The following is a 24,635-nucleotide window of genomic DNA, read 5'->3' on the forward strand; positions in this document are numbered from 1 at the left end:
TTCTTTATTGCAATTAAAAAGAGCGAGACATTCGTCTCACTCTTTAAACGACTCAACTATTAATATTTATATGGGTCGTTATCTTTTTTATCTTTCAATTTGTCCGCTTCATCACGTACAAAATCGTTATCTTTATGCTCATTTCGATCTTTATCAAAATCATTTAAATCTTTATGTGCTTTATCTTGATATCTATCACTACGAGAACCAAATTGACTACGTTCTTCATTGTTATGATTATGATTGTGCTCTTGATTTTGATTAAAGTTATTGTCTTTACGGTCATCTGAAGACCAATCTACATCATTACGACGGTTAAAGTCTTCATCTGAACGATGTAAGTCATCCCGACGATTAGACTCTTGATAATCATTACGCTCTAAATTAGAACGGTCATGATTATTATTGTCATAACGATTGTTATCATTGTGATTTGAATGGTTATGACTACCATTATGAACATCATCATTAGAATAATGTTCTTTAATATCTCTTTGTTCTTTCGCTTTATCTTCTTCATCTAAGATGAATGCATTGTTTTTAGTGTTAACATCTTTATCATCATGATGATTTTCACGACGGTTGTTATTGTCATAATAGCCATTAGCGTAATTATCTTTTTTCTTACCTTTTCTTACAAGTAGCATAATACCAGCTACGATCCAAAGAATAAAACTAATCCAGTTAGACAATAATGCAATTAGACCTGCAATAATTAATAAGATACCTGCAATTTTAGGTTTTTTACTAATTAAAATACCGCCAATAATCGCTAAAATTAGTGAAATTACAGCACCCCAAGTTAAGAAACTAATGAAACTACCTAAAACATCAATACCTTGATTCAATTCTGAAGTAGATACTGAGTTACCTTGCTTTTGAGATTCACTAATCATTTGATCTTTAAAGTTATTATTTCCCATTAAAGGTTTAAGAACTAAGAACATGATTGCAACTATTGCTTGCAATACAACCCCTAGCCAAGTAAGGATATGTTCAACCGTGCGTTTAATCTTGTTATTTTGCGTGTGATGTAATGTATGATCGTTTGTTTGATTAGCCATTTTTACGCCTCCTTTTTTTGTTGTATACCCTACCGATGATTAGGTTACACTTAATTTTTAAAAAGTATGGCAAATTTCTAATACTCTATCTAGTGATATCGATTAACAATCATGTAATAAATACGCGATGTAATCCAATACATCAACGCATACATAACAACAACCGTAATAATAACACCGACATAACTTGTCACAAACACACCAACATGATTAACATTCAGAATACCTAACACGTTATATATTATTTTTGAAGCAAAGATAACATGAATTGTTGCGACAATAATTGGCAATGCAAATATCCATATAATTTGTTTATTAATGGTATCTTTAATTCTGTCATTATCTATACCAACTTGTTGCATAATTTGATAATTCTTACGGTCCTCATATCCTTCTGCAACATTTTTATAATACATCATTAGAAATGTGCCAATGAATAAAATGATAGACACTACCGTTCCAATAAAGATAAGTCCTCCATTAATTTCATATAATGTGCCCGCCACTTCTTTTTTATCATCAATACTCACTTTATAGCGTTGCATTAATGTATTTTTCAACTTATCAAAGTCAGATGTATGCTTTGTCATGATATTAAAATGCATAAATGTATTTTGAACTTTCTGCGTGCCATGATGGTCGTTCTTATCAGCATTGACATAATAATTGGTTAATTGTTGGAATGTCTTATCATCTGGAGTAATAATAGTTAACGCTCCTGGAACTGGATACGAATAATTATGACCATTTAACTGTTTAATATTGAATTGGTCCCCCATCATTGTTGCAGTTATTAATTTTTTAAAAGGTTGATTTAAACTTTCAAATCCTAATTCCCCATGTTTCAACTTAACCTTCTTCGTATTTAGCTCATTATAATCGTGCTGTGTCATAATCACGAGATAGGCACTATTAATCGTCATATTATAATCTTTATTATTACGATGTTTAAATAATCCTGGTTGTTTGTAATCCACCGCAATCAGTGAAACTGCATTCTTCTTAAAGAAATCAACTTTAGCATGATCTTTAATATCACGTTCTAAATGACGTACTTTCTCCTGAGTCTTCTTATTATTGTGAAGGTTTCCATCTATTGAAACTCTATATTGATCCGACATAATAGAATCGACCTGATCCGATATCCCTCGATAAGTTGAAATCGTCATACCCACAGTAACAATTAGAAATGTACATAACATCGTGATGCTTGCAAGTCCAATCGCATTTGAATTCATCCTAGACTGCAATCCTGAAATGGTAAAAAAGTATTTGGGATTATAATACCATTTAGGGATTCGTTTTAACCAATCTAATAGTAAAACGCCTAACGATAAATATAAGCAATATGTCCCAATCATAACCAAGCCAATTGCACCGAACAAATCATATAACGAGCGTAATACCATTTGATTAGAGAGCGCAATGTGATAACTGCTAAATAACGTAACAACTCCAATAACTAGTAAAACGTATAATACAAATTTGGGTAACTTTCTTTCAGCTCTTTGACGTTGATGTATTAATTTAATAGGACTTTGGAATAATATTTTTAAATTGTTAATCAAGAAGAGAAATAACATTACCGCTGCTAAAATAATTAAAGTAATGCACATCGCTTTCACATCTAAAGGATAATCCAATAGCGACATGCCCGTTTGATGCATTAATTTATTCATAAGCATAAAGATTAATAGGCCAAAGAGATAGCCACCAGTTATACTGATAACCGCGATTAAAACATATTGATATACCATCTCGATGAGCATAATCATTCGGAAATGTTTCTTCTCCATTCCAAGTATCATGTTCATCGCAAGTTCCTGTTGACGACGTTTCATCATGAAGCGATTGGCATATAAAATAAATATAAAACCCAAGACACTCATAAAGAAATTTCCCACACCAATAAATATAGGTAATAGCTGACTTCGTTTTTGGACGTAGTCATTCATATTTAAAGATAATAGAATAAATTCCGTTGCGAACATGATGCTCAGTGCTAATATAAAGGGCATGATCACATGTCGCTGCATCTTGAAGTTTTGAGCAATCATCTTCCAGAGCATATGTATGGTCATGTTAGTACCCACTTTCATTCAGAATAGCCAAACTATCAGCAATACGCTTTTGAAAATCTTGTTGCGATTCTTCCCCTCGGTAAATTTCATGATACAAACGTCCATCTTTAATAAATAATACTCGTTTAGCATAAGACGCATCGATAGTTGAATGAGTTACCATTAATATCGTTTGCGTATTATCATTAATTTCTCGAAATAGCGTCATGATTTGTTTCGAAGTCTTTGAATCGAGCGCACCGGTCGGCTCATCGGCGAGCAGTAAATCGGGTTCATTGATTAATGCACGACCAATCGCAATTCGTTGTTGTTCACCACCAGAAACTTGATACGGGTATTTAGAAAGTAATTTCTCAATACCTAATTTAGAACTTAGCGCATTCATACGCTGTTCCATTACTTTATGAGAGCGGTTAGCAAGCACAAGTGGCATTAAGATGTTATCTTGATTCGTCATAGTTGGTAAGACATTGAAATCTTGAAAGACAAAGCCAAGATTATCACGACGAAAATGCGCAATTTGCTTATTACGTAACTTGCGAATATCTTGATTGTTAATAGTGATGTTGCCTTCAGACACTTTATCAAACGTTGCAATTAAGTTTAATAATGTGGATTTACCTGAACCCGACTCACCCATAATGGCTAAAAATTCTCCCTTATCAACTGTAAATGAAATGCCATTCAACGCAGTAGTCGCATTTAAACCTCTGCCAAACGTTTTCTTTACATTTTTGACGTCTAATAACATCGCTTCAACCTCGCTTTCTTTAATAATTTTTTACAAAAATGGTCACAATGAAGATGTAATCCAATAATTTAAGACCTCATGTTCCTTTTGTTATCTCTATCATAAAACAAAAAAATGCCAACAACATTGATAATTTCTTACAAATGTTGTTGGCTAGCTTACAATATTGAAAGTTTAATTATTTTTCGGGAAATAAATACTAAATGCCGTACCTTTGTTCAACTCAGACTGTACATCTACATGATGATGTAAATGTTGAGAGATATGTTTAACAATAAACAATCCAATGCCTGATGAATTAGCATTCAATCGACCATTATATCCTGAATAGCCTTTATCAAAGATCTTCGGTAAGTCAGCTTGACTAATACCGACACCATTATCACGAATAGTCAATACATGCTGTTGTTGGTCAAACGTAATCCAAATGTCCTTACCTCGCGCATACTTCAATGCATTATTTAGAATCTGTTCAATCATGATCGAACACCATTGTGCATCAGTCAGAACTTCATCCTCATACCGTTCATAATGAATCTTTGTCTTCTGATCAATAAATTGAATAGAATATTTCATAATTAATGGATGGACAAGGTCATTAATCTTTACTTTTGAAAAGGACATATCCGTTTCTTGGTTCATCAATTTTAAATAACTTAACGCTAAACTTGTATAATTATCAATTTGGATAATTTCTTGCCGCACTCGATTGACGACATTATCTTCATTACGCTCTAACAATAATTTAGATGCTGTAATAGGCGTCTTCATTTGATGAACCCACGTTAAGAAGTAATTCTCCACATTAGCTTGATATTCAGTTTGATCACTTTTCACCTGTTGCAATTCATGTTCTAGTTCATGAATAATGTCTCTCATCTGAACTTGTTCTCTAAACCCACTTAATTGTACTAACCAATAAATTATCATGATGAACAGCATTATTCCCGCACCTAATAGATACGCATTCAGTGGCAAATTAAATAGAAAGAAGATAAGTAAAAATAATAATATAAATGTGATAACTATAATAATTTCATTTAATATTGATTTAATAAAAGCTTTCAGCATAATTAAGACACCTTATATCCAACATTCTTCTTAGTTTCAATTAAATCTATAACACCTATCGATTGTAATTTCTTACGCAATCGTGTCATATTGACTGCTAAAGTATTATCATCTATAAAATTCTCCGACTCCCAACACTTTTCAATCAATGCGGTACGGCTGACATACTTACCTTCATTGCGGAACAACATATTTAAGATTTGTAATTCAGTAAAGGACAATTGAACCGATTCGTCTTCATGGTAAAGTGTTGCTTCATCTACAACAAGTTTGCAATTTTTAACAGTAATTTCATTATTAGACACTGCTAAATCATACGTTCTACGTAATAATGCTTGAATCTTAGTTACAGTTAACGATAAATTAAATGGTTTCTCGATAAAGTCATCGCCGCCCATTTGAATTGCCATAATTTGATCCATATTGTCGGTTCTTGAACTAATAAACATAATCGGTACATTAGAAGTCTTACGTATCTCCTGACACCAGTGATAGCCATTGAATGTCGGTAGATTGATATCGAGCAATACGAGTTGCGGTTGATTTGCATGAAATACGTCGATAATATTATCAAATTGTTTAGCCACGATGACCTCATAATTCCATTTCGATAACTCTTGCTCTAAACTTTCTGCAATGATAAAATCATCTTCCACGATGAATACTTTCATATTGCTCACCTTTCATTACTAATGATTTATTAAGCTTTGTGGTCGTCGTCATAATCAGGATTTGAAACTTTATTCTTTTCCTTTTCAAATTCTGCTTCTTTTTGTTCAGTTTTCTTTTTACGTTTACGTTCTTCCATTATTGATAATGCGATAAATCCAATGATGAGTAGTGGTGATAACATTACAAATATCATCGATTGAACACCTCTATATTTTATATTTGATTGATACATCGTCTTAGTCTTCATTTTACAACTTTACTTATAAAATGAACATCAAAAAACTGAAGCGATACCGAAATAATGACTATTTCAACGTACCGCTTCAATCATAATAAAGATTATAAATTTAATTGCGACTCATAAGTACAGATTAGACATTACTTTTTATTTAAGATGTAAGTTCTAATATCTTCTATTGAAATACTGTCGTATATTTGTGTTTTGACTTCTCCTATTTTGGCTACTTTCAACATACTTCCACCATAGCTCTTTGGTGAATATTGCTCCCAATAGTCTAATTGTTCAAATAGCTCTTTCAATGTTTCCATAAGATTTACCACCTTTTCTAAATTTGGGTAAATAAAATAGCCCTCCTTAAATAAGAAGCGCTCACGGACATCTTCTTATCTTTCAGGAACTCCTGTTGGATTTAGCACCTCACGCAAAGCGCAGTTGCTGGAGCTTCATAGGGCCAATTCCCTCCACTCACTCTTAATAAGACGAACTATTTTATTTATTGGTATTATAACTCACTTTTAAAAATTATAAAAGTAAAACGTTTACAACATATGGTAAAACTAAATATAAAATAAATTCTATTCATTAATAATTGTTTACAATTACTTTACTTAAAAATAACTTTATACTAACTGAAAATCAAATTAAATTTCTTAATATAAATAGTGTAACAACTACATAATATACATATTAGGGGGCTTTTTTAAAATGAGTTTCATCAACAAATTTGGTAAAACAACAGTAGCAAGTTCAATCTTAGCTGCATCTGTATTAGGGACAACACACGTGTCATTCGCGTCAGGTTCTGGCGAAGGTAACCAAGGCCAACAAGGACAAAATGAAGATTACATGGCCATTGGTAACACAAAGAATCCTAAAAACGTTATTTTCATGGTCGGCGATGGTATGGGACCTGCATACAATTCAGCTTATCGTTACTATGCTGACAATCCAAATACTAAAGAATTAGATCAAACTGCATTTGACAAATATTTAAAGGGTACTAACCGTACTAACCCTAATGACCCTAAAGAGAACGTAACAGATTCAGCTGCAGGTGGTACAGCCTTTGCAACTGGTCACAAAACATATAATGGTGCAATTTCAGTAGATAATAATAAAAAGCCATTAAAATCCGTTCTAGAAAAAGCGAAAGAACTTGGCAAATCAACTGGTATTGTGACAACTGCTGAAGTAACAGATGCAACACCAGCCGTATATGCTGCACACGTTGATGACCGTGATAAGAAAGACGAAATCGCGCAACAGTTTTACAATGACAAAATTAATGGTCAACATAAAGCTGATGTTATTTTAGGTGGCGGTTCTAAATACTTCGGTAAAGAAAATGGTAATTTAACGGATAAGTTCCAAAAAGACGGTTATGATTATGTAACAAACAAAGATGAACTTGCTAATTCACAAAGTGATCAAGTATTAGGTTTATTCTCTGAAAAAGATATGCCTTTACAAATCGATGCACCACAAAGTAATCCATTATTAGTAGATATGGAAAACAGTGCCTTATCTAAACTAGAAAAGAATGATAAAGGGTTCTTCTTAATGGTCGAAGGTGCGTCTATCGATAAATCAGGACACCCTAACGACATTACTGGTGTTATGTCAGAAATGGGCGGATTTGAAAAAGCTTTCCAAAATGCAATAGACTACTCAAACAAACACAAAGACACTTTAGTTGTAGCAACTGCCGATCATTCAACTGGTGGTTTATCAATTGCTAAAGGGAAAGATTACGTATGGAATCCAGAAGCAATTCATAAAATGAAACACTCTGGTAGCTACATGACTAAACAAATTGCTGATGGCAAAGACCCAGAAAAAGTTATTAACGACGGCTATGGTTTCGAATTCCCTTCTAAACAAATGGATAAAGTTAAAGACGCTGCTAAAGAATTGAAAGAAGCTCAAGATAAAGCTAAAAGTGAAGACGATGAAAAAGTAGCTGCAGCAACTACTAAACTTCAAGATGCGATTCAAAAACCAATCAACGATGAATCTCACACTGGTTGGACTACTTATGGTCATACAGGTGAAGACGTAAACACATATGCACATGGACCAGGTGAAAATAAATTTGCTGGTAATAATGATAATACAGATAGCGCAAAAAATATCTTTGATTTCTTTAATAACGATGTAACATCTAATCAAAACCAACAATAATTAAGACTAAAAATTTAAGTATAATAAAGGTTAATTGCAATTTAAAAGCACTTTGTCAATGATTTATATCATCGACAAAGTGCTTTCATTTAGTTAAGATTTAAGTTTTCTTTTAATTTCTCTTTAACTTCTTTTAGACTATTTTTATCAGGATAGAAGTAGTATAGATTGTCATCACCAAGTGCGTTTTGACCATTAATTGTTAAACGTTCTACATTGTCTTGTGCTTTATCATAGTCAGATTTAAAGCGATTTAACTGTACGAAGCTTAGGTCTGTTTTCAAGTTATCTTGAGCAGCTTTGAATATACCGTTTAATTTAGTTACTGAGTTAACAGAGAATGCTTCTCTAGCAACTGCAGTAATCACTTGTTGTTGACGCAATTGACGACCTTCATCGCCACCAGCACCATCTTCCTTACGACTACGCATGTAAGTAAGTGCTTTATCTCCATCCATATGATATTTTTGCCCTTTTTCAAATTTGTACCCATGGAATGTGAACGTAGCATTACTTGTAATATCTACGCCATTTAATTCATCAACAACTGTTTTAACTCCATCCATATTGATAGCTATATAATGATCAACTGGTACATCCATTAATTCTTCTAATGAATTTACAGCCATTTTGGGACCACCATATGCATAAGCATGGTTAATTTTTTCGGTAGTTCCATGTCCAACAATTTTAGCACGTGTATCACGAGGCACACTTACCATTACAGTTTTTTTATCCTCTGGGTTAATTGACATCAAGACGATAGAGTCACTACGTTGCCCGAGATTTTCTTGCTGTCTTTCAGCATCGTCATCTATACCGTAAAGCACAACCGTCATAGGGTCTCCCTCTTTTGCTGCCTTTTGTCTTAATTGGGAATGATCTCTATCTAAGGATTCATTAATTGAATTATTTAATGAATGTAATTTCGTAAAGACAAAAATAGCTGCAGCAACAATAAGTACTAATAATATAATCAATATTGTAATAATTACTTTAAAAGTAGTTGATTTCTTTTTTTTCATAATAATTAATCACTCATTTTTTATAGACTTTTAATAATTTCAATCACTCGTATTTGCTGCTCATCTGTCATATCAGAACCTGATGGTAAACATACTCCATGGTCAAATAAATAGGCACTGTTATCTACACCATCAACCATTATATAATCATAAGATTCAAAGTATGGTTGTAAGTGCATTGGTTTCCATACTGGACGTGCTTCAATATTATTTTTTTGAAGTACATCAATCAATTCTAACGCGCTAAAGCCTGTTTTATTCTCATCAATCGTTAATGCAGTTAGCCAACGATTGGATTTAGAATCGGGTAATTCTGGTTGGAAGTCAAAACCGTCTATATTACCAAAAGCTTCTTCATATTTTTCGAATATTTCACGGCGACGTTGAATACGTTGATCTAACACTTTCATTTGTCCTCTTCCAATACCTGCAGAAATATTACTTAAGCGATAGTTATACCCTAACTCACTATGTTGATAGTGAAGTGCTTTATCTCTCGCTTGTGTAGATACGAAAATTGCATGGGCAATACGATTTTCATCATTTGAGATAAGCATTCCACCACCACTTGTAGTGATGATTTTGTTTCCGTTAAATGAGAAAATTCCAAATTTACCGAAAGTACCACTTTTATGGCCTTTATAGTCAGCACCTAGTGACTCAGCTGCATCTTCAACTAAAGTAGTTTTGTACTCATCGCAAATTTCTTTAATTTCATCCATCTTAGCTGATTGACCATACAAGTTTACCGCAATAACTGCTTTAGGCGTAATTCCTTTTTCAGCGTATTTTTCAAAAGCTTTTCGTAAAGCTTCTGGAGACATATTCCATGAGTCCATCTCTGAATCAATGAAAACAGGAATAGCACCTTGATAGATAATAGGGTTAGCTGAAGCACTAAATGTTAAAGAACTACAAAATACGATATCATCTTTTTGAACGCCACTCTCAATTAACGCTAAATGAATAGCAGAAGTTCCGCTACCAACTGCAACTGCTGCATTAATTCCAACATAATTTTTAATACTATTCTCAAATTCTGTTACATTCTCACCTAATGGTGCAATCCAGTTTTTGTCGAATGCATCATGTATGTAATCTAATTCAGTACCACCCATATGTGGTCTTGACAAGAATATTCTTTCTTCTTCCACTTATATTCACTCCTTAATTTTTGCTGGCGTTCCTATGACTGTTGATTCTGTTTTAACATTATTTATGACTGTTGCACCTGCTCCCACAATACATCTTTCACCAATTTCAATCAACGGTATTACAGCAGCATTAATTGCAATGTGTGATGCCTCGCCTATTTTAACACCACCTGCTAATGTAGCATTAGGTGAAATATGAACATAATCACCAATTTGATTATCGTGTTCGACTATTGCGCCTGTGTTGATTATGACATGCTTTCCAATTATAGAGTCCGCATTTATCACCGCATTAGGCATTACAACCGTTCCGTAACCAATCTTCGCACTAGGACTCACAACTGCTGTTGGATGAATTAATGTTGCATATTGATCAATTTTAACTTCTAATTTATGAAAAAGTTTTTGACGAATATGATTACTTCCAATAGCAATAATAAATGAATACAAATCTTTATATTGTTTCATGTTATCTAAGTTGTCATAAAATATATCATTATCTGTGTAATATTCATCAATAGCGTTATCAAGATAACCTGCGACATGATATTGATTTGTCGTCTCAATTATATCTTTGATGACTTTTGAATGGCCGCCTTTGCCAATAATAATAATTGGTTTACTCATCATACATTACCCTTAAACTTTTCGGCGGTTACATGATTAGGCGCATTGATATCTTTACGTTTTAATATATTAATTATTGTCTTATAAATAATATACATATCTAATTTAAACGATTGATTTTCAGCATACAAAACATCTAATTTAAACTTTGCATCCCAAGTAATTGCATTGCGCCCATTGACCTGAGCCCAGCCTGTAATTCCTGGTTTAACATTATGTCGCTTTTTTTGTTCATCATTGTATAAAGGTAAATATTCCATCAATTATTAAAGTTTAATAATTTTTATGTATATTTAAGACATATAAAAAGCCAAGAGATTTTCATTTAAGAAAACCTCTTGGCTTCATTTATTAATATTCGATATTTGGCATTTCGTTTACTTTGTTTTGGTATTTTTTGAAACCAACATATGCAGCTACGCCTAAAACTACTGTAATTAATAATCCCTTCATGTCTGTCACTCCTTTAAGGTTCTACATTTATTAGATTTCTTAAATATTAAAATCTAAATTTACCTATATTATACACTTAAAATTGTTCATTTTTAAAGTCACGTTTAATTATCTTATACACCATTGGTCTGATTTTTCATGAAAAGTATTGTATTATTTTGAAAATCGAGTATATTAATTATATCGATTTCGAAATAAATATATATGAAGTGCACGACTGTGGCAAAATTATTATACATTACAGCACACCCATTAGATGAATTAGCTTCTAATTCTATGGCTGCTGGTAAAGCATTTATTGATTCATACAAAGATAATCATTCAAGTGATGAAGTGAAACACATTGATTTATTCAAAGAAGATATCCCTGTTATTGATAAAGATGTATTAACTGGTTGGGGTAAATTAAGAAATGGCGATGAACTTAATCAAGATGAACAACAAAAAGTTGATCGTTTAAGTGAAATTTTAGAAGAATTCCTTTCAGCTGATAAATATGTTTTCGTTTCACCAATGTGGAACTTATCATTCCCACCTGTATTGAAAGCGTACATTGACGCAATTTCAATTGCAGGTAAAACATTCAAATACACTGCAGAAGGTCCTCAAGGTCTTTTAACAGATAAAAAAGTATTACACATTCAATCACGTGGTGGGTTCTACTCAGAAGGTCCAGCTGCAGATGTTGAAAGTGGCGACCGTTACTTAAGAACAATCATGACATTCTTAGGTGTACCTTCATACGAAAATGTAATTATTGAAGGTCATAATGCGGAACCAGAGAGAACAGAAGAAATTAAAGCCGCTTCAATTACTGAAGCACAAGAAATGGGTAAAAATTTCTAATAAGCATATTAAAAGGCATTGCGTAGTCATTTACGCAATGCCTTTTTCTCATTCAATCCTATTTACCTCTCATCTTTCAAATGCTGAATATCTTGAAATCCTTCTCTGTAATTCGATAGTTCTTCCATGATGTCATACCAATCATGTCCTACCTTCTGAAAGGTACTCTGCATTAATTCATCTTGTGCTTTATTTAATTTATCAACTAACTTACTGCCTTTAGGCGTTGGAAATAATTGTTTCACACGTCGATCTTCTTCAGATGTTTGTTCAACAATTAACCCTTCTTCCTTCAATTTACGCAACGTCGCATGTGATCCTTGTTTAGAAATTTCTAATGTCTTTAATAATTGCTTAATGGTAATACCAGGCAATTTATTAATGAAGAACAAAAAGCGATGGTGCTGACGACTCATGTCGTATTTTTCAATAATTTCATCTGCCGTTTTTATAAATGTCTTATATGCGAAGTAAAATAACATATGTTCATAATCATTTTTATTACTATCCATAGACTTCTTTCCTTTTCCATTTATGAATGATTATACACATTATAATCAATTTTCAAAAAACAGTCGAAAAAAGGTCAACTAAATTGACTTTATTAGTCAATATAATTATATTGTAAGTGTATTCTAATTTATAAATAGAGGTGGAATGAATATGAAACAACGTGTAGGACAATACTTAATGGATGCAGTGCATCATGCAGGCGTCGACAAAATCTTTGGTGTGCCAGGAGACTTCAACCTAGCATTTCTAGATGACATCGTACGTCATGAAGGCGTTGAATGGGTAGGAACGACTAATGAACTTAACGGTAGTTATGCTGCAGACGGCTATGCACGTATCAATGGACTAGGCGTGCTCGTTACTACATTTGGTGTTGGTGAATTAAGTGCTGTTAACGGTATCGCAGGTTCGTATGCTGAACGTGTCCCAGTGATTGCGATTACAGGCGCGCCAACGCAAGCAGTAGAACAAGCCGGTAAGTATGTGCACCATTCATTGGGTGAAGGTCGTTTCGATAGCTATCAAAAGATGTTCGAACACATTACGACAGCGCAAGCATACATTACCGCTGAGAACGCAACAACTGAAATCCCTAGAGTCATTAATGCTGCTATTCATGAACGCCGCCCAGTGCACATTCATCTTCCTATTGATGTTGCAATGACTGAAATCGAGGTAGATTCAGAGTATGATGTCGCACCAATTCCAGACGTAAATGTTGATCGATATATTAATATGGTCGCTGACAAACTACGCTCCGCTTCACAACCAGTCATTATCACAGGTCATGAAATTAACAGTTTCCACTTACACAAAGCACTCGAGCAATTTGTTAATCAAACACACATTCCAGTCGCTCAATTATCATTAGGTAAAGGGGCGTTTAACGAAGAGAATCCATATTATATAGGCATTTACGATGGCAAAATTGCAGAAGACCAAATTAAAGATTATGTCGATAACAGTGATGCCATTTTAAATATTGGCGCTAAATTAACTGACTCAGCTACAGCCGGTTTCTCTTATGAATTTGATATTGATGATGTGGTTATGCTTAATCATCATAACTTTAAATTGAATGAAACGGTTGCTGAAGATGTGACGCTACCTAGCTTAATTGATGGACTTAATACCATTGATTATCGATATGAGGGCTCGTTCCCTACTTTTGAAAAAGGAGCATCAAAAGAAGTCGCATTATCAGATGATATCTTAACGCAATCAACTTACTTTGACATGATGCAACACTTTATTAAAGATGATGATGTCTTATTAGCTGAGCAAGGTACATCATTCTTCGGTGCGTATGATTTAGCTTTACCGAAAGACATGACGTTTATAGGACAACCATTATGGGGTTCTATCGGTTATACACTACCAGCTACTTTAGGTACGCAAATGGCTGATCCAAATCGCCGTAACATCTTATTAATCGGGGATGGCTCATTACAACTTACAGTTCAAGAGTTATCTACGATGATTCGCCAAGATATCAAACCGATTATCTTTGTGATTAATAACGATGGTTATACAGTAGAACGTTTAATCCACGGCATGGAAGAAACTTACAATGATATCCGTATGTGGGATTATAAAGCTCTACCTAAAGTGTTCGGTGGCAATAATGTTGTTGTGCATGACGTGAAGACTTCTAATGACTTACAGAACGTATTTGACGCCATTAACGCTGCTCCAGAGCAATTACACTTCACTGAAGTCACAATGAAATGGGATGACGCACCAGCTAAACTTCGCGACATTTCAAAAGCCTTTGCAGCACAGAATAAATAGGTCATCTACAATTATTAAAATAAGCCTGTCGCATGTTCTACCATGTCACAGGCTTATTTGCATCATATACTCTTTTCATCCAAGTATTCAGAATCAATGACATCTTTCGTGATATCTTGAAGATGTTTTATATCCCATTGACTTTTCTTATCGTTTCTTAATCCATGATCCTGCGCTAAATCCTCATTATAATCATCTAAATTATACACTTCAAAATCATGTCTCGTCTCTTTATTGGTAGGATCCCACTGTTGATAATGATTGACCATACTCGTCCACTTCACATTTTCAATATGTGCACCTTTAGGCGCTTTAACTATATCAAAATTTAGTCTTCCTAATAATTGATTATGTTCATCTCCAGTATCTTGTCCATTCAGAAAGTTACCTAATGAATATGCGACAAGTGTTTGATGATTATCACGCTTACTCTTCACCCATTTAACCGGTTGAATGACATGTGGGTGTGTACCAATGACAACATCTACACCCTCATCCGCAAATAATTGAGCGTATTTCTTCTGTGTCTTATTTGGTGTATGGTGATTTTCATTTCCCCAATGGGCAGACACTATCACTACGTCGCTTTGTTGTTTTGCTTTTTGTATATCCTGTTTAATAATAGCTTCGTCAAACGTTTTAATTGTGTAAGGATATTGTGATGTCATTTCATTTGTACCATATGTATAACTAAGTAAACTCACCTTAATACCATTCACAGTCATAACTGGTATCGTTTGAGCGTCCTTTTCCGAATTAAAAATACCTGTAAATAAAACTTGTTTATCAAACTTATTCCATGTCTTGAGGTGATTTAGGACACCTTCATCACCTTGATCTAATGAATGATTATTGGCACCATTTACCATATCAAATCCGGTTTCGACAACATCTTGAGCAATCTGACTCGGAGTATTGAAGTTCTTAAATCCTGAAAATGGGCGATCATCCCCACCTAATGGAGATTCTTGATTAATAAATGCAAGGTCAGGTGATTGTATGTCGTTCTTAATATGTAAATACATAGGCTTAAAATTGAATGACCCATCTTGTTGCAGTGCATCATTATAGACAACGGGGTGTATTAAATTATCTCCTACTGCAACCACTGATGCTTCATCAGTAACATCTTCAGCCAGTGCCATGCCACAGAGAATTGCAAAAGTGAAAAATAGTACTAAACAACTAACATAATACTTAATCACAAAGTACGCCTTCTTTCATCGAAGAATTTCAACGTCTTTTATATTCAAAACATATTTTAGTTGAGTTGCATAACATTTATTAACGAACTCTTTAATTTTCATTTTAGACAATTACTAATTTTAATGCAATTTGAATAAGAAAAAATTTTAATATACCATTTAGTTGTATAGTCGATAAATTATTAAGGGAGTTTATAATATGATATTATTGCCATTAAACTTTGTTATGTATTGCTTTGGTTATATCTTTAAATTCCATCCACCTACCGAGCGCAATCGTTGGTACGGTTATCGAACAACAAAATCAATGGTCAATGATCGTAATTGGATTAAAGCACAAAAACAATTTGGCATCTATTCTTTAAAATACTTATGGGTGTTATTATTGTTTGGAATTATCGGAGTAGTGATTGAAATTGTAGGTATGATGAGAAGTACTGACATTATCATCATGACTGGTTTAGGCATAGAATTGGTAGTAATGCTGTGGTATATGTTTATTGTGTATTGGAAAGTGGAGAAAGCACTTTAATTTTGACTTTATACAACAAAGGTCCTCTACTTCATTCATTTGAAATAGAGGACTTTTCGTTCTTCAGTCTCAAATTTTTAATTTCAATCAATGTATTTTAACAATAATTCTACCGACATCACCACTAGCTAATTTATCAAATCCTTCATTGATATCATCTAGAGTAATCACTTCACTAATGAGTGGATCAATGTTTAATCTTCCTTGTTTATATAAACTTATAAAACGAGGAATATCTCTATCAGGAACACAGCTTCCTACATAAGAACCTTTAACTGTCCGTTCTTCTGCAGCTAATGTTACTTGTGGAAATGAGAATTCATCTTTAGGATGAGGTAAGCCCGTTGTTACTGTAGTACCCCCTCGTTTAGTAATTTTATAGGCGACTTGCATTGCTGGAACAACCCCTGCTGTTTCAAATGCATATTCTACTCCGCCAGGCACATATTCTTTAATTTGTTCATCTATATCATCATCACTAGAGTTAAATGTCGCGGTAGCTCCAAACTGCTTAGCTAAATCAAATTTGTCTTCATTAATATCTAATGCAATAATTTCATTTGCACCTGCTAACTTAGCACCAATAATGGCATTTAATCCTATACCACCTAGTCCAACTACAGCAACATTACTACCTGGACGAATTTGAGCTGTATTCATCACAGCACCAATACCTGTAATGACAGCACAACCAAATACTGCTGCACGTTCAAATGGTATTTCATCACTGATTTTTACAATAGAATTTTCAGAGACAACTGCGTGTTCTGCAAATCCAGAGACGCCTAAATGATGATATACTTGTCCATCTTCATTAGATAATCGAATACCTCCTTCTAACATTTCGCCTTTTTCATTTGCTTTAGCTCCATTTTCACACAAAGCTGGACGTCCTTCTTTACATGGTATACATTTACCACAGCTTGGAATGAAGGTACAAACTACATGGTCACCTTCTTTCACCCTTGTGACACTACTTCCAACTTTTAATACTTCGCCAGTTGCCTCATGACCAAGTACCATTGGTAAAGATCGAGGTCTACTGCCGTTAATTACTGATAAGTCTGAATGGCATAGCCCTGCTGCATGTATTTTTAGCAATACTTCATGCTCATGAGGATCTTCTAACTCTAAGCTCTCAATTTTTAAAGGTTTCGATTCTTTATAAGGTTGAGATGCTTCCATTTCATATAATACTGCTGCTCTTGTTTTCATAATTAAACACTCCCTTGAAAGTCCCTATTCATAATATCCGTCTGTTGATTTTCGAAATTCGGCAAATTGTTCTCCATCGTGGCCAAACCAAATTTGTGCGTTTTTCTCTGCTGCTAATTTTTTTATCTTTTCTACAGAATTTGTCCAACCAACCGAATCATACAAGATACCTGGAGGTTTAAGTGTTGGTTCCATACTTTCTTTCGTATAAATAGCATCTGAGGCGAGAATAATTGTTCCAAGTTCTTCAGTTTCAATTTCTAAGCCAATCATTCCCCATGCATGACCACTGCCAAAATTCAAGACCTTAACGCCATCTACGAGTTTTAAATAATCTTCATCTCGTTTCATAGTCTTCCAAGTTAAATCGTTTTTAATCCATGCGTCTATATCCGCCCATATATACGCACCTTCTTTTTGGTTACGTGCATAAGATTGCATTGTCCCGTTGAGTTCATCGTTATGCACTATGACAGTCGCATTTGTAAAGTATTCAAGACATCCTGCATGATCTAAGTGCAAGTGAGAGGCCACAACAATATCAACATCTTTAGGGTCTATGCCAATTTGTTCAAGTCGATTAGGTAAATGACATGCTTCGTCAGCAAAGTATGGAAACGCTTTTTGTGTTACTGTAATCCAACGCCCATTATCTCCCATAGCATTTGGATTACATGCTGTATCGAATAAAATCTTTGCTTCAGGATGATCAATGAATACAGTGTAAATAGGAAATTCATGCATTTCATTAGGCTGATTTGGATTATCCATCGTCGCTTGGTTTGAATTAGCAATCATCAAGTTTTTATCCATCTTCATGCGTCCATTGTCTAGTACGTAAATTTTCATTCTTTGTTTTTTTACATTTACCATGCTACTCATCCCCTTATTAACTTTTGCATGTATTATACATAGATGTAATTTACATTTTACACATAAAAATAATTACTTACAATATTTAAGTATCCTTGTTTGATTTATAAATCAAAACAAGCCTTCCACTTCGTTTGAAATTCGAAATGGAAGGCTCTATTTATGTGCTTTGTCGTTCTACGATATTTAATTTTAATACATCATCGTTGATTTCAAATTCTGTCTCTTCAAGTAATGCCAATAAATAGTTAATCAATTGCTTACCAATGTCATTGACTGGTTGATTGACTGTCGATAATGGAATCTTCAATAAACTAGAAATGGGTTGATTATCATATCCCAAAATGGCGATTTGGTTAGGAATATCTATTTGATGGGCAGTCATAAAGTGCATTAACCCTAATGCCACTTCATCGCTACCTGTAAATATAGCATCTGGTAACTGTTCTTGTCGCAACAATATTTTCCCTATCTGCTCACCATCTTCAATTGTATGAACATTATTAAAAATCCATTCATTTCTAATATCTAGACCATTATCTTTCATCGCTACTCTAAATCCGACATTTCTAGGTTTATTGAAGCAATGATCATAGTAATTATTGTCCGTGCAATAAGCTATGTTTCGATATCCTTTATTAATTAAGTATTGAATGGCATCATACGTCGTTTGACGTTGGGTGGTATGTATAATCTTCACTTTATCAGACTGCATTGACTGATCTGCCGATAAAATAATAGGTCCATATTTCGTATACGTCTCTAAAACCTCTATGTCATTTTCAAGTGCGCCCATTATCACACCAGCAATTTGTCTTTGCTTAAACATATTTAATAATCTTAATTCCTCTTCTTTATCATTATATGTTTGCATAATTAACGTATGGTATGGTGTGCCTTTAATTTTTTTATCAATTGCATCAATCAAATACGCGAAATATGGATTCGTAATTCTAGGTACAATGATACCAATCGTATACGACTTGTTAGAACGCAATTGCATAGCGACTGAATTTGGCACATAATCAAGTTCATCCATCGCTTGTTGGATTTTAATTTTCTTATCCTCAGAAATATAAGGATGATGATTTAAATATCTTGAAACCGTCGATATAGATAACCCTGCTCTCTGAGCTACATCTTTTATTGTTGCCATAGTACCACCTTTAATGAAAACGTTTTCATTATTGATGATAGGTTGTTCCCTAGTTTTTGTCAATCACTCAAGTTAGATATTTATCAGTTTAAAAAATATTAAAAGCACGGGAGTGGGACAGAAATAATAATTTCTCAAAATTTATTTTGTCGTATCCCCAGCTTGCTTAGCTTGTAGAATTTCTTTAGGAAATTCTCTTTGCTGGGGCCCCGAACCTCAACTTGCTTAGCTTGTAGAATTTCTTTAAGAAATTCTCTTTGTTGGGGCCCCGCCTACCAGGCAAGGATGACTAGGTTTGAAAAAAGCTTGATTCAAGCGCATTTTCAAATCAGTCAGCTACTGACAAAATGATAAAGTAGGCTGAGACATTTTATTTTGTCCCAGACTCCTGCTATTATTCATCATTTGGATTCCAAATTCTTTTTCATTCCTATTCTTCTACTAACCATTCAATTGTGCGTTTGATGGCCTTATCCCAGAACGCATAATCATGTTCACCTGGACCTTCTTCATATTGATAGTCAATTCCTTTATCATCCAAATATGTCATAAATTGTTGATTATCTTCATATAAGAAATCTTCTGTACCACATTGAATCAACAACTTAGGTATGGTCAATCCTTTTTCGATTGCTTCATCAACTAAATGATATGTATCGAGTTCAGTACCCTTGATAGTTGTATCTTCTCCAGTAATTGCTTTTGGTGCGAAATCAGGATAATCAAGTTCCATTAACCCTTGCGCTTGAAAGACAGAAGACAATGGCGATGCTTTAGAGAAGAGTCTTCCTTGTGTTAATGCAAATTTCATCGTGCCGTAACCACCCATCGAATGACCTGCAATAAAATTATCTTCACGTTTTGGTGATAATGGAAGTAGTTTATGTGCGTAGTGATACACTTCCAATATATGGTCATAATAACTATGACCGTACGTCATATTTGCATAGCCACTATGATCTGCATTCGGCATAATAATGGCTAATTGATGTTCATCTGCATATCGCTCAACACTGGTAAAGCGTGTATACGACGTTGCATCACTTGATAATCCATGCAATAGCATAAGTGATTTATAAGATTTAGGTGATTGTGTTTCGTCGAAGAAACTGGCGTCTTCTGGAATAATTGCTACAAATGATTGTTGCATACCTAAAGATGGTGATAAGTAATTGATTGTCATGAGTGCCATGTTGATTGTCGCCCCTTCTAATAATAAATGATTATATCTATTTTACACTTTTTCTGAAAAAGGTGTTACCCAAACATGCAAAAAGACGTTAGTGATGTCACCAACGTCTTAAGTAGCAATTATTGTGTTTATATCGATTTGGTAGTTTAATATAAACGCTTTTTGTATATAAAGGGGTCTTTGTGTCTTATTTATTACTTTATAACCATCCAGTTTTTGCCATTTTTTATTAATTTTTTCTCTTCTTTTAATTCATGTACAATATGGCCAGTTGTTTCACGTGAAATACCTGCTAAATCACTCAGTAATTGAATGGTCATGATATGTTTAATTTCGTAGAATTCATCATGATCGTATCCTATTGCATGACATAAATAATATAGTACTTTCTCAATACGTTCTCTCGCCAACTTTGTGGTTAATGCCATATTGTATTCCATTAGCAGTTCAAGTTCGTTATTTAACTTTTCGAACAGTGTAACAAATATGTCTTCATGATTTTTACAAAGATATTCCAACATATCTTTAGGTATGCCTATTACATTACATGGTGTTATAGCTGTGCACATCTCGTTTAATTCAATTTTTCGAAAGAGATGATTTAACGGAAATAATAGTTGCTCTTTATTAAGCTTACAATAAGCGTCCCCATCTTCATTAATTGTTTCACGCAAAACAATACCGTCTAGTAACAAATACACATAGGTGGGCTGATCAGATGAATAATATATGATTTGTCCTTTATTGTAACGTCGCACGAAACACTCACTCTTGAATGCTTGAATGACACCCGTTGGAATATTTAAGTAAGACGCTAATTGTTTAAGCCCTTCACTTAAATCATTGTCTCTGTTGTTGATATATGTCTTTCCGGCCATTGAGATACACTCCTAAATCTTTTAAAACTTTTTATTAGAATACTGAAACGCTTCCCATCGCTAAGCGAATGATACCTATTATTGCAAGTATGATAATGACTGCAAACAAGATATAGTCACCTTTCGTTAATGGTTTATGGTTATTACGTTGTACGAAACGATAAACAAATAGACCAGGGATGTAGAGCAACATGGTTAATAACAAGTAATCAATACCTGCAGCGTACACAAGCCATATCGCATAGATTGATGCAATAATACCGATTGCCCATTGTTTCACTGTAGCGTGTCCTTTATGCTCAATTGTGTATTTTAATTGATAAAAGGCACTAAACATATACGGAATTAAAATCGCGCTTGATGCAAGTGAAAACGCAAATTGATATGCACTATCTGTAAATAACATGCTAATTAAGAATATTTGTACTAGAATGTTTGTAATTAATAATGCATTGATTGGTGCTTTATTTTTATTTTCTTTAGCAAACCATTTCGGGAACAAGCCATCTTTAGCCACTATAAATGGTAGCTCACCAGCTAGTAATGTCCAACCAAGCCATGCACCTAAAACAGAAATAATTAATCCAATGTTAACGAGTACTGAACCCCAATGACCAACGATATGTTCTAACACTTGTGCCATTGATGGGCTTGCAAGATCAGCAATTTGATTTTGTTGAATGACGCCTTGTGCCAATACAGTCATTAAGAAGTAAATAACAAGTACTGAAACAAGTCCAATTACTGTAGCAGTACCTACGTCTTTTTTCGATTTAGCACGACCTGAGAATACCACTGCACCTTCAATACCAGTGAATACCCATACGGTTACAAGCATTGTACTCTTAACTTGAGACATTGTATCGCCCCAACTAAATATACCTGTACCACCGCTTGTCATTCCGTAGAACCCTGCTTTAAATGTATCGAAATTAAATACTACAATCATACAAATGATGACTAAGAATATAGGAATTAACTTTGCAACAGTTACAATACTATTGATAAAAGCTGCGGTTTCAACACCTCTAAGTATTAAGAAGTGCACACCCCATAATAAGAAAGAAGCGACGATAATACTTGGTAGCGTATTACCACCTTTGAAGATTGGGAAGAAGTTACCTACTGCTGACATCAATAATGTTGCATAGGCTACGTTACCTAGAAACGCAGCAAACCAGTAGCCCCAAGCACTTGAGAAACCAATAAAGTCGCCAAATCCAGCCTGTGCATAACTGTAAATTCCACCTTCTAAGTCCGGTCTTACATTAGTGAGATTTTGGAAGACAAATGCGAGTGAAATCATTCCGATTGCGGTGATAATCCATCCAATCATAATTGCTAAACCACCGGCTTGACCACCCATATCAGAAATGATATTGAACGCACCGCCACCAATCATAGAACCAATGACTAAGCCAATAAGTGACGTTTTACCAAGTTTGTTTGTGTCTGATTCATTCATAATTCATTTCCCCTTCTAAGGAGGATTACTTTTAAATTAAGGGCTTGAAGCATCATTATTCAATTGTCTGGTAACCCTGCTTCAAACCCTTCTCCTTGTGTTATATTTCTACATCACTTTCCCTGCGATGTATTTTTCAAAAAAGTCCTTACGTTTGCTCGAAATACTTTAAATATCTTCTCTAAATAATGGTTGGCTCATACATCTTGGGCCCCCACGTCCACGAACAAGTTCACTACCAGTAATTTCAAGCACTTTAATGCCTTTATCACGAAGTAATTGGTTTGATACGTAGTTTCGGTCATAAGTAACGACCACACCTGGGCGTATACATAGCGTATTTGAACCGTCATTCCATTGTTCACGTGCGCCGTCTATCACGTCACCATTACCAGTTGGGATAAACTCGATTTTTTCAACGCCAAGTACGTCTGCTAGCGTTTCACGTAGTTTATTAGAATGTGTAATTTTGATATCATCTTTTGCTTCATCGTATTCAATCGTAAATAAATTCATGTTATTTTCTTCTTTGAAAATAGCTGAATGCACTGTGAATTTATCGTAGTCAATCATTGTGAATACTGTATCTAAATGCATGAACGTACGACTATTTGGAATTTCAATCGCAATTACTTTCTTGAATGTCGTAGATTCATCTTTAAATATATTACGTGCTAAGCGTTCAATTGCTTGTGCTGATGTACGTTCAGATATACCAATGGCTAAAGCTTCTTTAGATAGAATTAATTCATCTCCACCTTCGATATTAAATGGTGAGTTTCGGTCTAACCATACTGGTACATCTGCATCTTTAAATCTTGGATGATATTTTAAAATGTATGTCATAAATAGTGATTCTCTGCGACGTGCTCTCCAATACATTCTGTTAATTGTCATACCTCTACCTACTGATGCTTGAGGATCACGTGTAAAGTAAAGGTTAGGCATTGGGTCTAAATAGAATGGATATCTATCATCCATATATTCAACGAGATGTGTTGTTTTTAGTTCAATTTCTTCTTTTCTCACACCAGCCATAATTTTATCGATTAATTCTTGATCTGATAACTTCGCAAAAAACGTTTTAATTTCAGCTTCATGTCCTAATACTGTTTTTTGGGATTCTGCAAGAATATCGTCAATGAACTGTTCTCGCACGTCTATATCTGCAATTGCTTCAGCTGCTAGTTTTTCTAAATAAACAACTTCCACACCTTCATCACGAAGTGTTTGTGCAAATTTGTCGTGCTCTTCTTGCGCCACTTTTAAATAAGGAATATCATCGAATAGCAAGCCACTTAAGTGATCTGGTACTAAATTTTCTAATTCTTTACCAGGTCGTTTGAGTAATACTGTTTTTAATCTACCGATTTCACTGTTTACTTGAATAGGTCCTTGTGTCATATTCATTTCCTCCTTTATTTATCTACAATTAGAGTATAAAGCGCTTTCAAAAAAGTTTATGTGATTGTTTTCACAATATGAACGTGTGCTAGTTCATGCTTTCTGGTTATTCAATGCATATTTGTGATTGAATATACAAAATCATTAGGCATTTGGTGCTTTTTATGTATATTCCATTTATTTTCGTACGATAATATTTTTAAGAAAAGTTTTTTATGCATTATTCTGTATTTATAAACACCCGT

At 34.1% G+C, this 24,635-nt stretch carries 24 protein-coding genes, 1 pseudogene and 1 riboswitch; of the genes and pseudogenes, 4 read left to right on the forward strand and 21 right to left on the reverse strand.

What is annotated here, in order from left to right; translation table 11 throughout:
• Positions 1-59 precede the first annotated feature (59 nt).
• The 7 genes from BDW31_RS00335 to BDW31_RS12390 all read right to left on the reverse strand — a co-directional run bounded on the left by BDW31_RS00335 (position 60) and on the right by BDW31_RS12390 (position 6,188).
• Positions 60-1,064: a DUF4064 domain-containing protein gene (locus tag BDW31_RS00335; protein ID WP_053024584.1), complete on the reverse strand. Its 1,005-nt coding sequence runs from the start codon at positions 1,062-1,064 to the stop codon at positions 60-62.
• A gap of 89 nt (positions 1,065-1,153) precedes the next feature.
• Positions 1,154-3,145, reverse strand: coding sequence for an ABC transporter permease (locus BDW31_RS00340; RefSeq protein ID WP_053024585.1), 1,992 nt, complete (start codon positions 3,143-3,145; stop codon positions 1,154-1,156).
• 1 nt (position 3,146) lies between these two features.
• Positions 3,147-3,896: an ABC transporter ATP-binding protein gene (locus tag BDW31_RS00345; protein ID WP_053024586.1), complete on the reverse strand. Its 750-nt coding sequence runs from the start codon at positions 3,894-3,896 to the stop codon at positions 3,147-3,149.
• A gap of 174 nt (positions 3,897-4,070) precedes the next feature.
• Positions 4,071-4,967: a sensor histidine kinase gene (locus BDW31_RS00350; protein ID WP_053024587.1), complete on the reverse strand. Its 897-nt coding sequence runs from the start codon at positions 4,965-4,967 to the stop codon at positions 4,071-4,073.
• A gap of 2 nt (positions 4,968-4,969) precedes the next feature.
• On the reverse strand, positions 4,970-5,638 hold the full coding sequence (locus BDW31_RS00355; protein ID WP_053024588.1) for a response regulator transcription factor: 669 nt from the start codon (positions 5,636-5,638) through the stop codon (positions 4,970-4,972).
• 29 nt (positions 5,639-5,667) lie between these two features.
• On the reverse strand, positions 5,668-5,832 hold the full coding sequence (locus BDW31_RS12340) for a hypothetical protein (protein WP_016930641.1): 165 nt from the start codon (positions 5,830-5,832) through the stop codon (positions 5,668-5,670).
• A gap of 185 nt (positions 5,833-6,017) precedes the next feature.
• On the reverse strand, positions 6,018-6,188 hold the full coding sequence (locus BDW31_RS12390; protein WP_180529094.1) for a hypothetical protein: 171 nt from the start codon (positions 6,186-6,188) through the stop codon (positions 6,018-6,020).
• 72 nt (positions 6,189-6,260) lie between these two features.
• Positions 6,261-6,361: riboswitch (SAM riboswitch) on the reverse strand.
• 224 nt (positions 6,362-6,585) lie between these two features.
• On the opposite strand from BDW31_RS12390, the gene BDW31_RS00360 reads away from it, so the two are divergent.
• Positions 6,586-8,061 (forward strand): alkaline phosphatase, encoded by a 1,476-nt coding sequence (locus BDW31_RS00360; protein WP_016930640.1) that lies wholly within the window; start codon positions 6,586-6,588, stop codon positions 8,059-8,061.
• Positions 8,062-8,150: 89 nt separating this feature from the next.
• Here BDW31_RS00360 and BDW31_RS00365 read toward each other — a convergent pair whose 3' ends face one another.
• The 5 genes and pseudogenes from BDW31_RS00365 to BDW31_RS00385 all read right to left on the reverse strand — a co-directional run bounded on the left by BDW31_RS00365 (position 8,151) and on the right by BDW31_RS00385 (position 11,320).
• Positions 8,151-9,086 (reverse strand): LCP family protein, encoded by a 936-nt coding sequence (locus tag BDW31_RS00365; RefSeq protein WP_110708891.1) that lies wholly within the window; start codon positions 9,084-9,086, stop codon positions 8,151-8,153.
• Positions 9,087-9,106: 20 nt separating this feature from the next.
• Positions 9,107-10,240 (reverse strand): aminotransferase class I/II-fold pyridoxal phosphate-dependent enzyme, encoded by a 1,134-nt coding sequence (locus tag BDW31_RS00370; RefSeq protein WP_309146101.1) that lies wholly within the window; start codon positions 10,238-10,240, stop codon positions 9,107-9,109.
• A gap of 6 nt (positions 10,241-10,246) precedes the next feature.
• A complete protein-coding gene (locus tag BDW31_RS00375) occupies positions 10,247-10,867 on the reverse strand; it encodes an acetyltransferase (protein WP_053024590.1) in 621 nt (206 codons plus the stop codon).
• A pseudogene (locus BDW31_RS00380) lies at positions 10,867-11,130 on the reverse strand (sugar transferase); the annotation flags it as partial. The gene BDW31_RS00375 and the pseudogene BDW31_RS00380, both read right to left, overlap by 1 nt.
• Positions 11,131-11,218: 88 nt before the next feature.
• A complete protein-coding gene (locus BDW31_RS00385) occupies positions 11,219-11,320 on the reverse strand; it encodes an SE2200 family small protein (protein WP_016930637.1) in 102 nt (33 codons plus the stop codon).
• Between the two features lie 219 nt (positions 11,321-11,539).
• Here BDW31_RS00385 and BDW31_RS00390 point away from each other — a divergent pair, with 219 nt between their 5' ends.
• Positions 11,540-12,166: an FMN-dependent NADH-azoreductase gene (locus tag BDW31_RS00390; RefSeq protein ID WP_053024592.1), complete on the forward strand. Its 627-nt coding sequence runs from the start codon at positions 11,540-11,542 to the stop codon at positions 12,164-12,166.
• Between the two features lie 62 nt (positions 12,167-12,228).
• On the opposite strand, the gene BDW31_RS00395 is transcribed toward BDW31_RS00390, so the two are convergent.
• Entirely contained in the window at positions 12,229-12,678 is a 450-nt protein-coding gene (locus BDW31_RS00395; protein WP_053024593.1) for a MarR family winged helix-turn-helix transcriptional regulator, read from the reverse strand.
• A 151-nt stretch (positions 12,679-12,829) separates the two neighbouring features.
• Here BDW31_RS00395 and BDW31_RS00400 point away from each other — a divergent pair, with 151 nt between their 5' ends.
• On the forward strand, positions 12,830-14,470 hold the full coding sequence (locus BDW31_RS00400) for an alpha-keto acid decarboxylase family protein (protein ID WP_053024594.1): 1,641 nt from the start codon (positions 12,830-12,832) through the stop codon (positions 14,468-14,470).
• Positions 14,471-14,532: 62 nt separating this feature from the next.
• Here the strand turns inward: BDW31_RS00400 and BDW31_RS00405 are convergent, their stop codons facing one another.
• Positions 14,533-15,615, reverse strand: a complete 1,083-nt coding sequence (locus BDW31_RS00405; RefSeq protein ID WP_181414813.1) for a CapA family protein — start codon at positions 15,613-15,615, stop codon at positions 14,533-14,535.
• Between the two features lie 259 nt (positions 15,616-15,874).
• On the opposite strand from BDW31_RS00405, the gene BDW31_RS00410 reads away from it, so the two are divergent.
• On the forward strand, positions 15,875-16,207 hold the full coding sequence (locus tag BDW31_RS00410; RefSeq protein WP_053024596.1) for an SdpI family protein: 333 nt from the start codon (positions 15,875-15,877) through the stop codon (positions 16,205-16,207).
• An 87-nt stretch (positions 16,208-16,294) separates the two neighbouring features.
• On the opposite strand, the gene BDW31_RS00415 is transcribed toward BDW31_RS00410, so the two are convergent.
• The 7 genes from BDW31_RS00415 to arcA form a co-directional block, all read right to left on the reverse strand.
• Positions 16,295-17,422, reverse strand: a complete 1,128-nt coding sequence (locus tag BDW31_RS00415) for a zinc-dependent alcohol dehydrogenase family protein (RefSeq protein WP_053024597.1) — start codon at positions 17,420-17,422, stop codon at positions 16,295-16,297.
• A 24-nt stretch (positions 17,423-17,446) separates the two neighbouring features.
• Positions 17,447-18,295, reverse strand: coding sequence for an AhlS family quorum-quenching N-acyl homoserine lactonase (ahlS, locus tag BDW31_RS00420; protein WP_053024598.1), 849 nt, complete (start codon positions 18,293-18,295; stop codon positions 17,447-17,449).
• A 160-nt stretch (positions 18,296-18,455) separates the two neighbouring features.
• Positions 18,456-19,451 (reverse strand): LacI family DNA-binding transcriptional regulator, encoded by a 996-nt coding sequence (locus BDW31_RS00425; protein WP_053024599.1) that lies wholly within the window; start codon positions 19,449-19,451, stop codon positions 18,456-18,458.
• A 430-nt stretch (positions 19,452-19,881) separates the two neighbouring features.
• Positions 19,882-20,643 (reverse strand): alpha/beta hydrolase, encoded by a 762-nt coding sequence (locus BDW31_RS00435; protein ID WP_053024600.1) that lies wholly within the window; start codon positions 20,641-20,643, stop codon positions 19,882-19,884.
• 194 nt (positions 20,644-20,837) lie between these two features.
• Positions 20,838-21,521: a Crp/Fnr family transcriptional regulator gene (locus tag BDW31_RS00440; protein WP_110708894.1), complete on the reverse strand. Its 684-nt coding sequence runs from the start codon at positions 21,519-21,521 to the stop codon at positions 20,838-20,840.
• Positions 21,522-21,555: 34 nt separating this feature from the next.
• The gene (arcD, locus tag BDW31_RS00445; RefSeq protein ID WP_011274694.1) at positions 21,556-22,986 is read right to left on the reverse strand and encodes an arginine-ornithine antiporter; all 1,431 of its coding nucleotides are present in this window, start codon (positions 22,984-22,986) and stop codon (positions 21,556-21,558) included.
• Positions 22,987-23,154: 168 nt separating this feature from the next.
• Positions 23,155-24,390 (reverse strand): arginine deiminase, encoded by a 1,236-nt coding sequence (gene arcA, locus BDW31_RS00450; RefSeq protein ID WP_053024603.1) that lies wholly within the window; start codon positions 24,388-24,390, stop codon positions 23,155-23,157.
• Positions 24,391-24,635 lie beyond the last annotated feature (245 nt).

The organism is Staphylococcus sp. AtHG25 (assembly GCF_003217445.1).
GTDB classification, from domain to species: Bacteria; Bacillota; Bacilli; order Staphylococcales; family Staphylococcaceae; genus Staphylococcus; species Staphylococcus haemolyticus.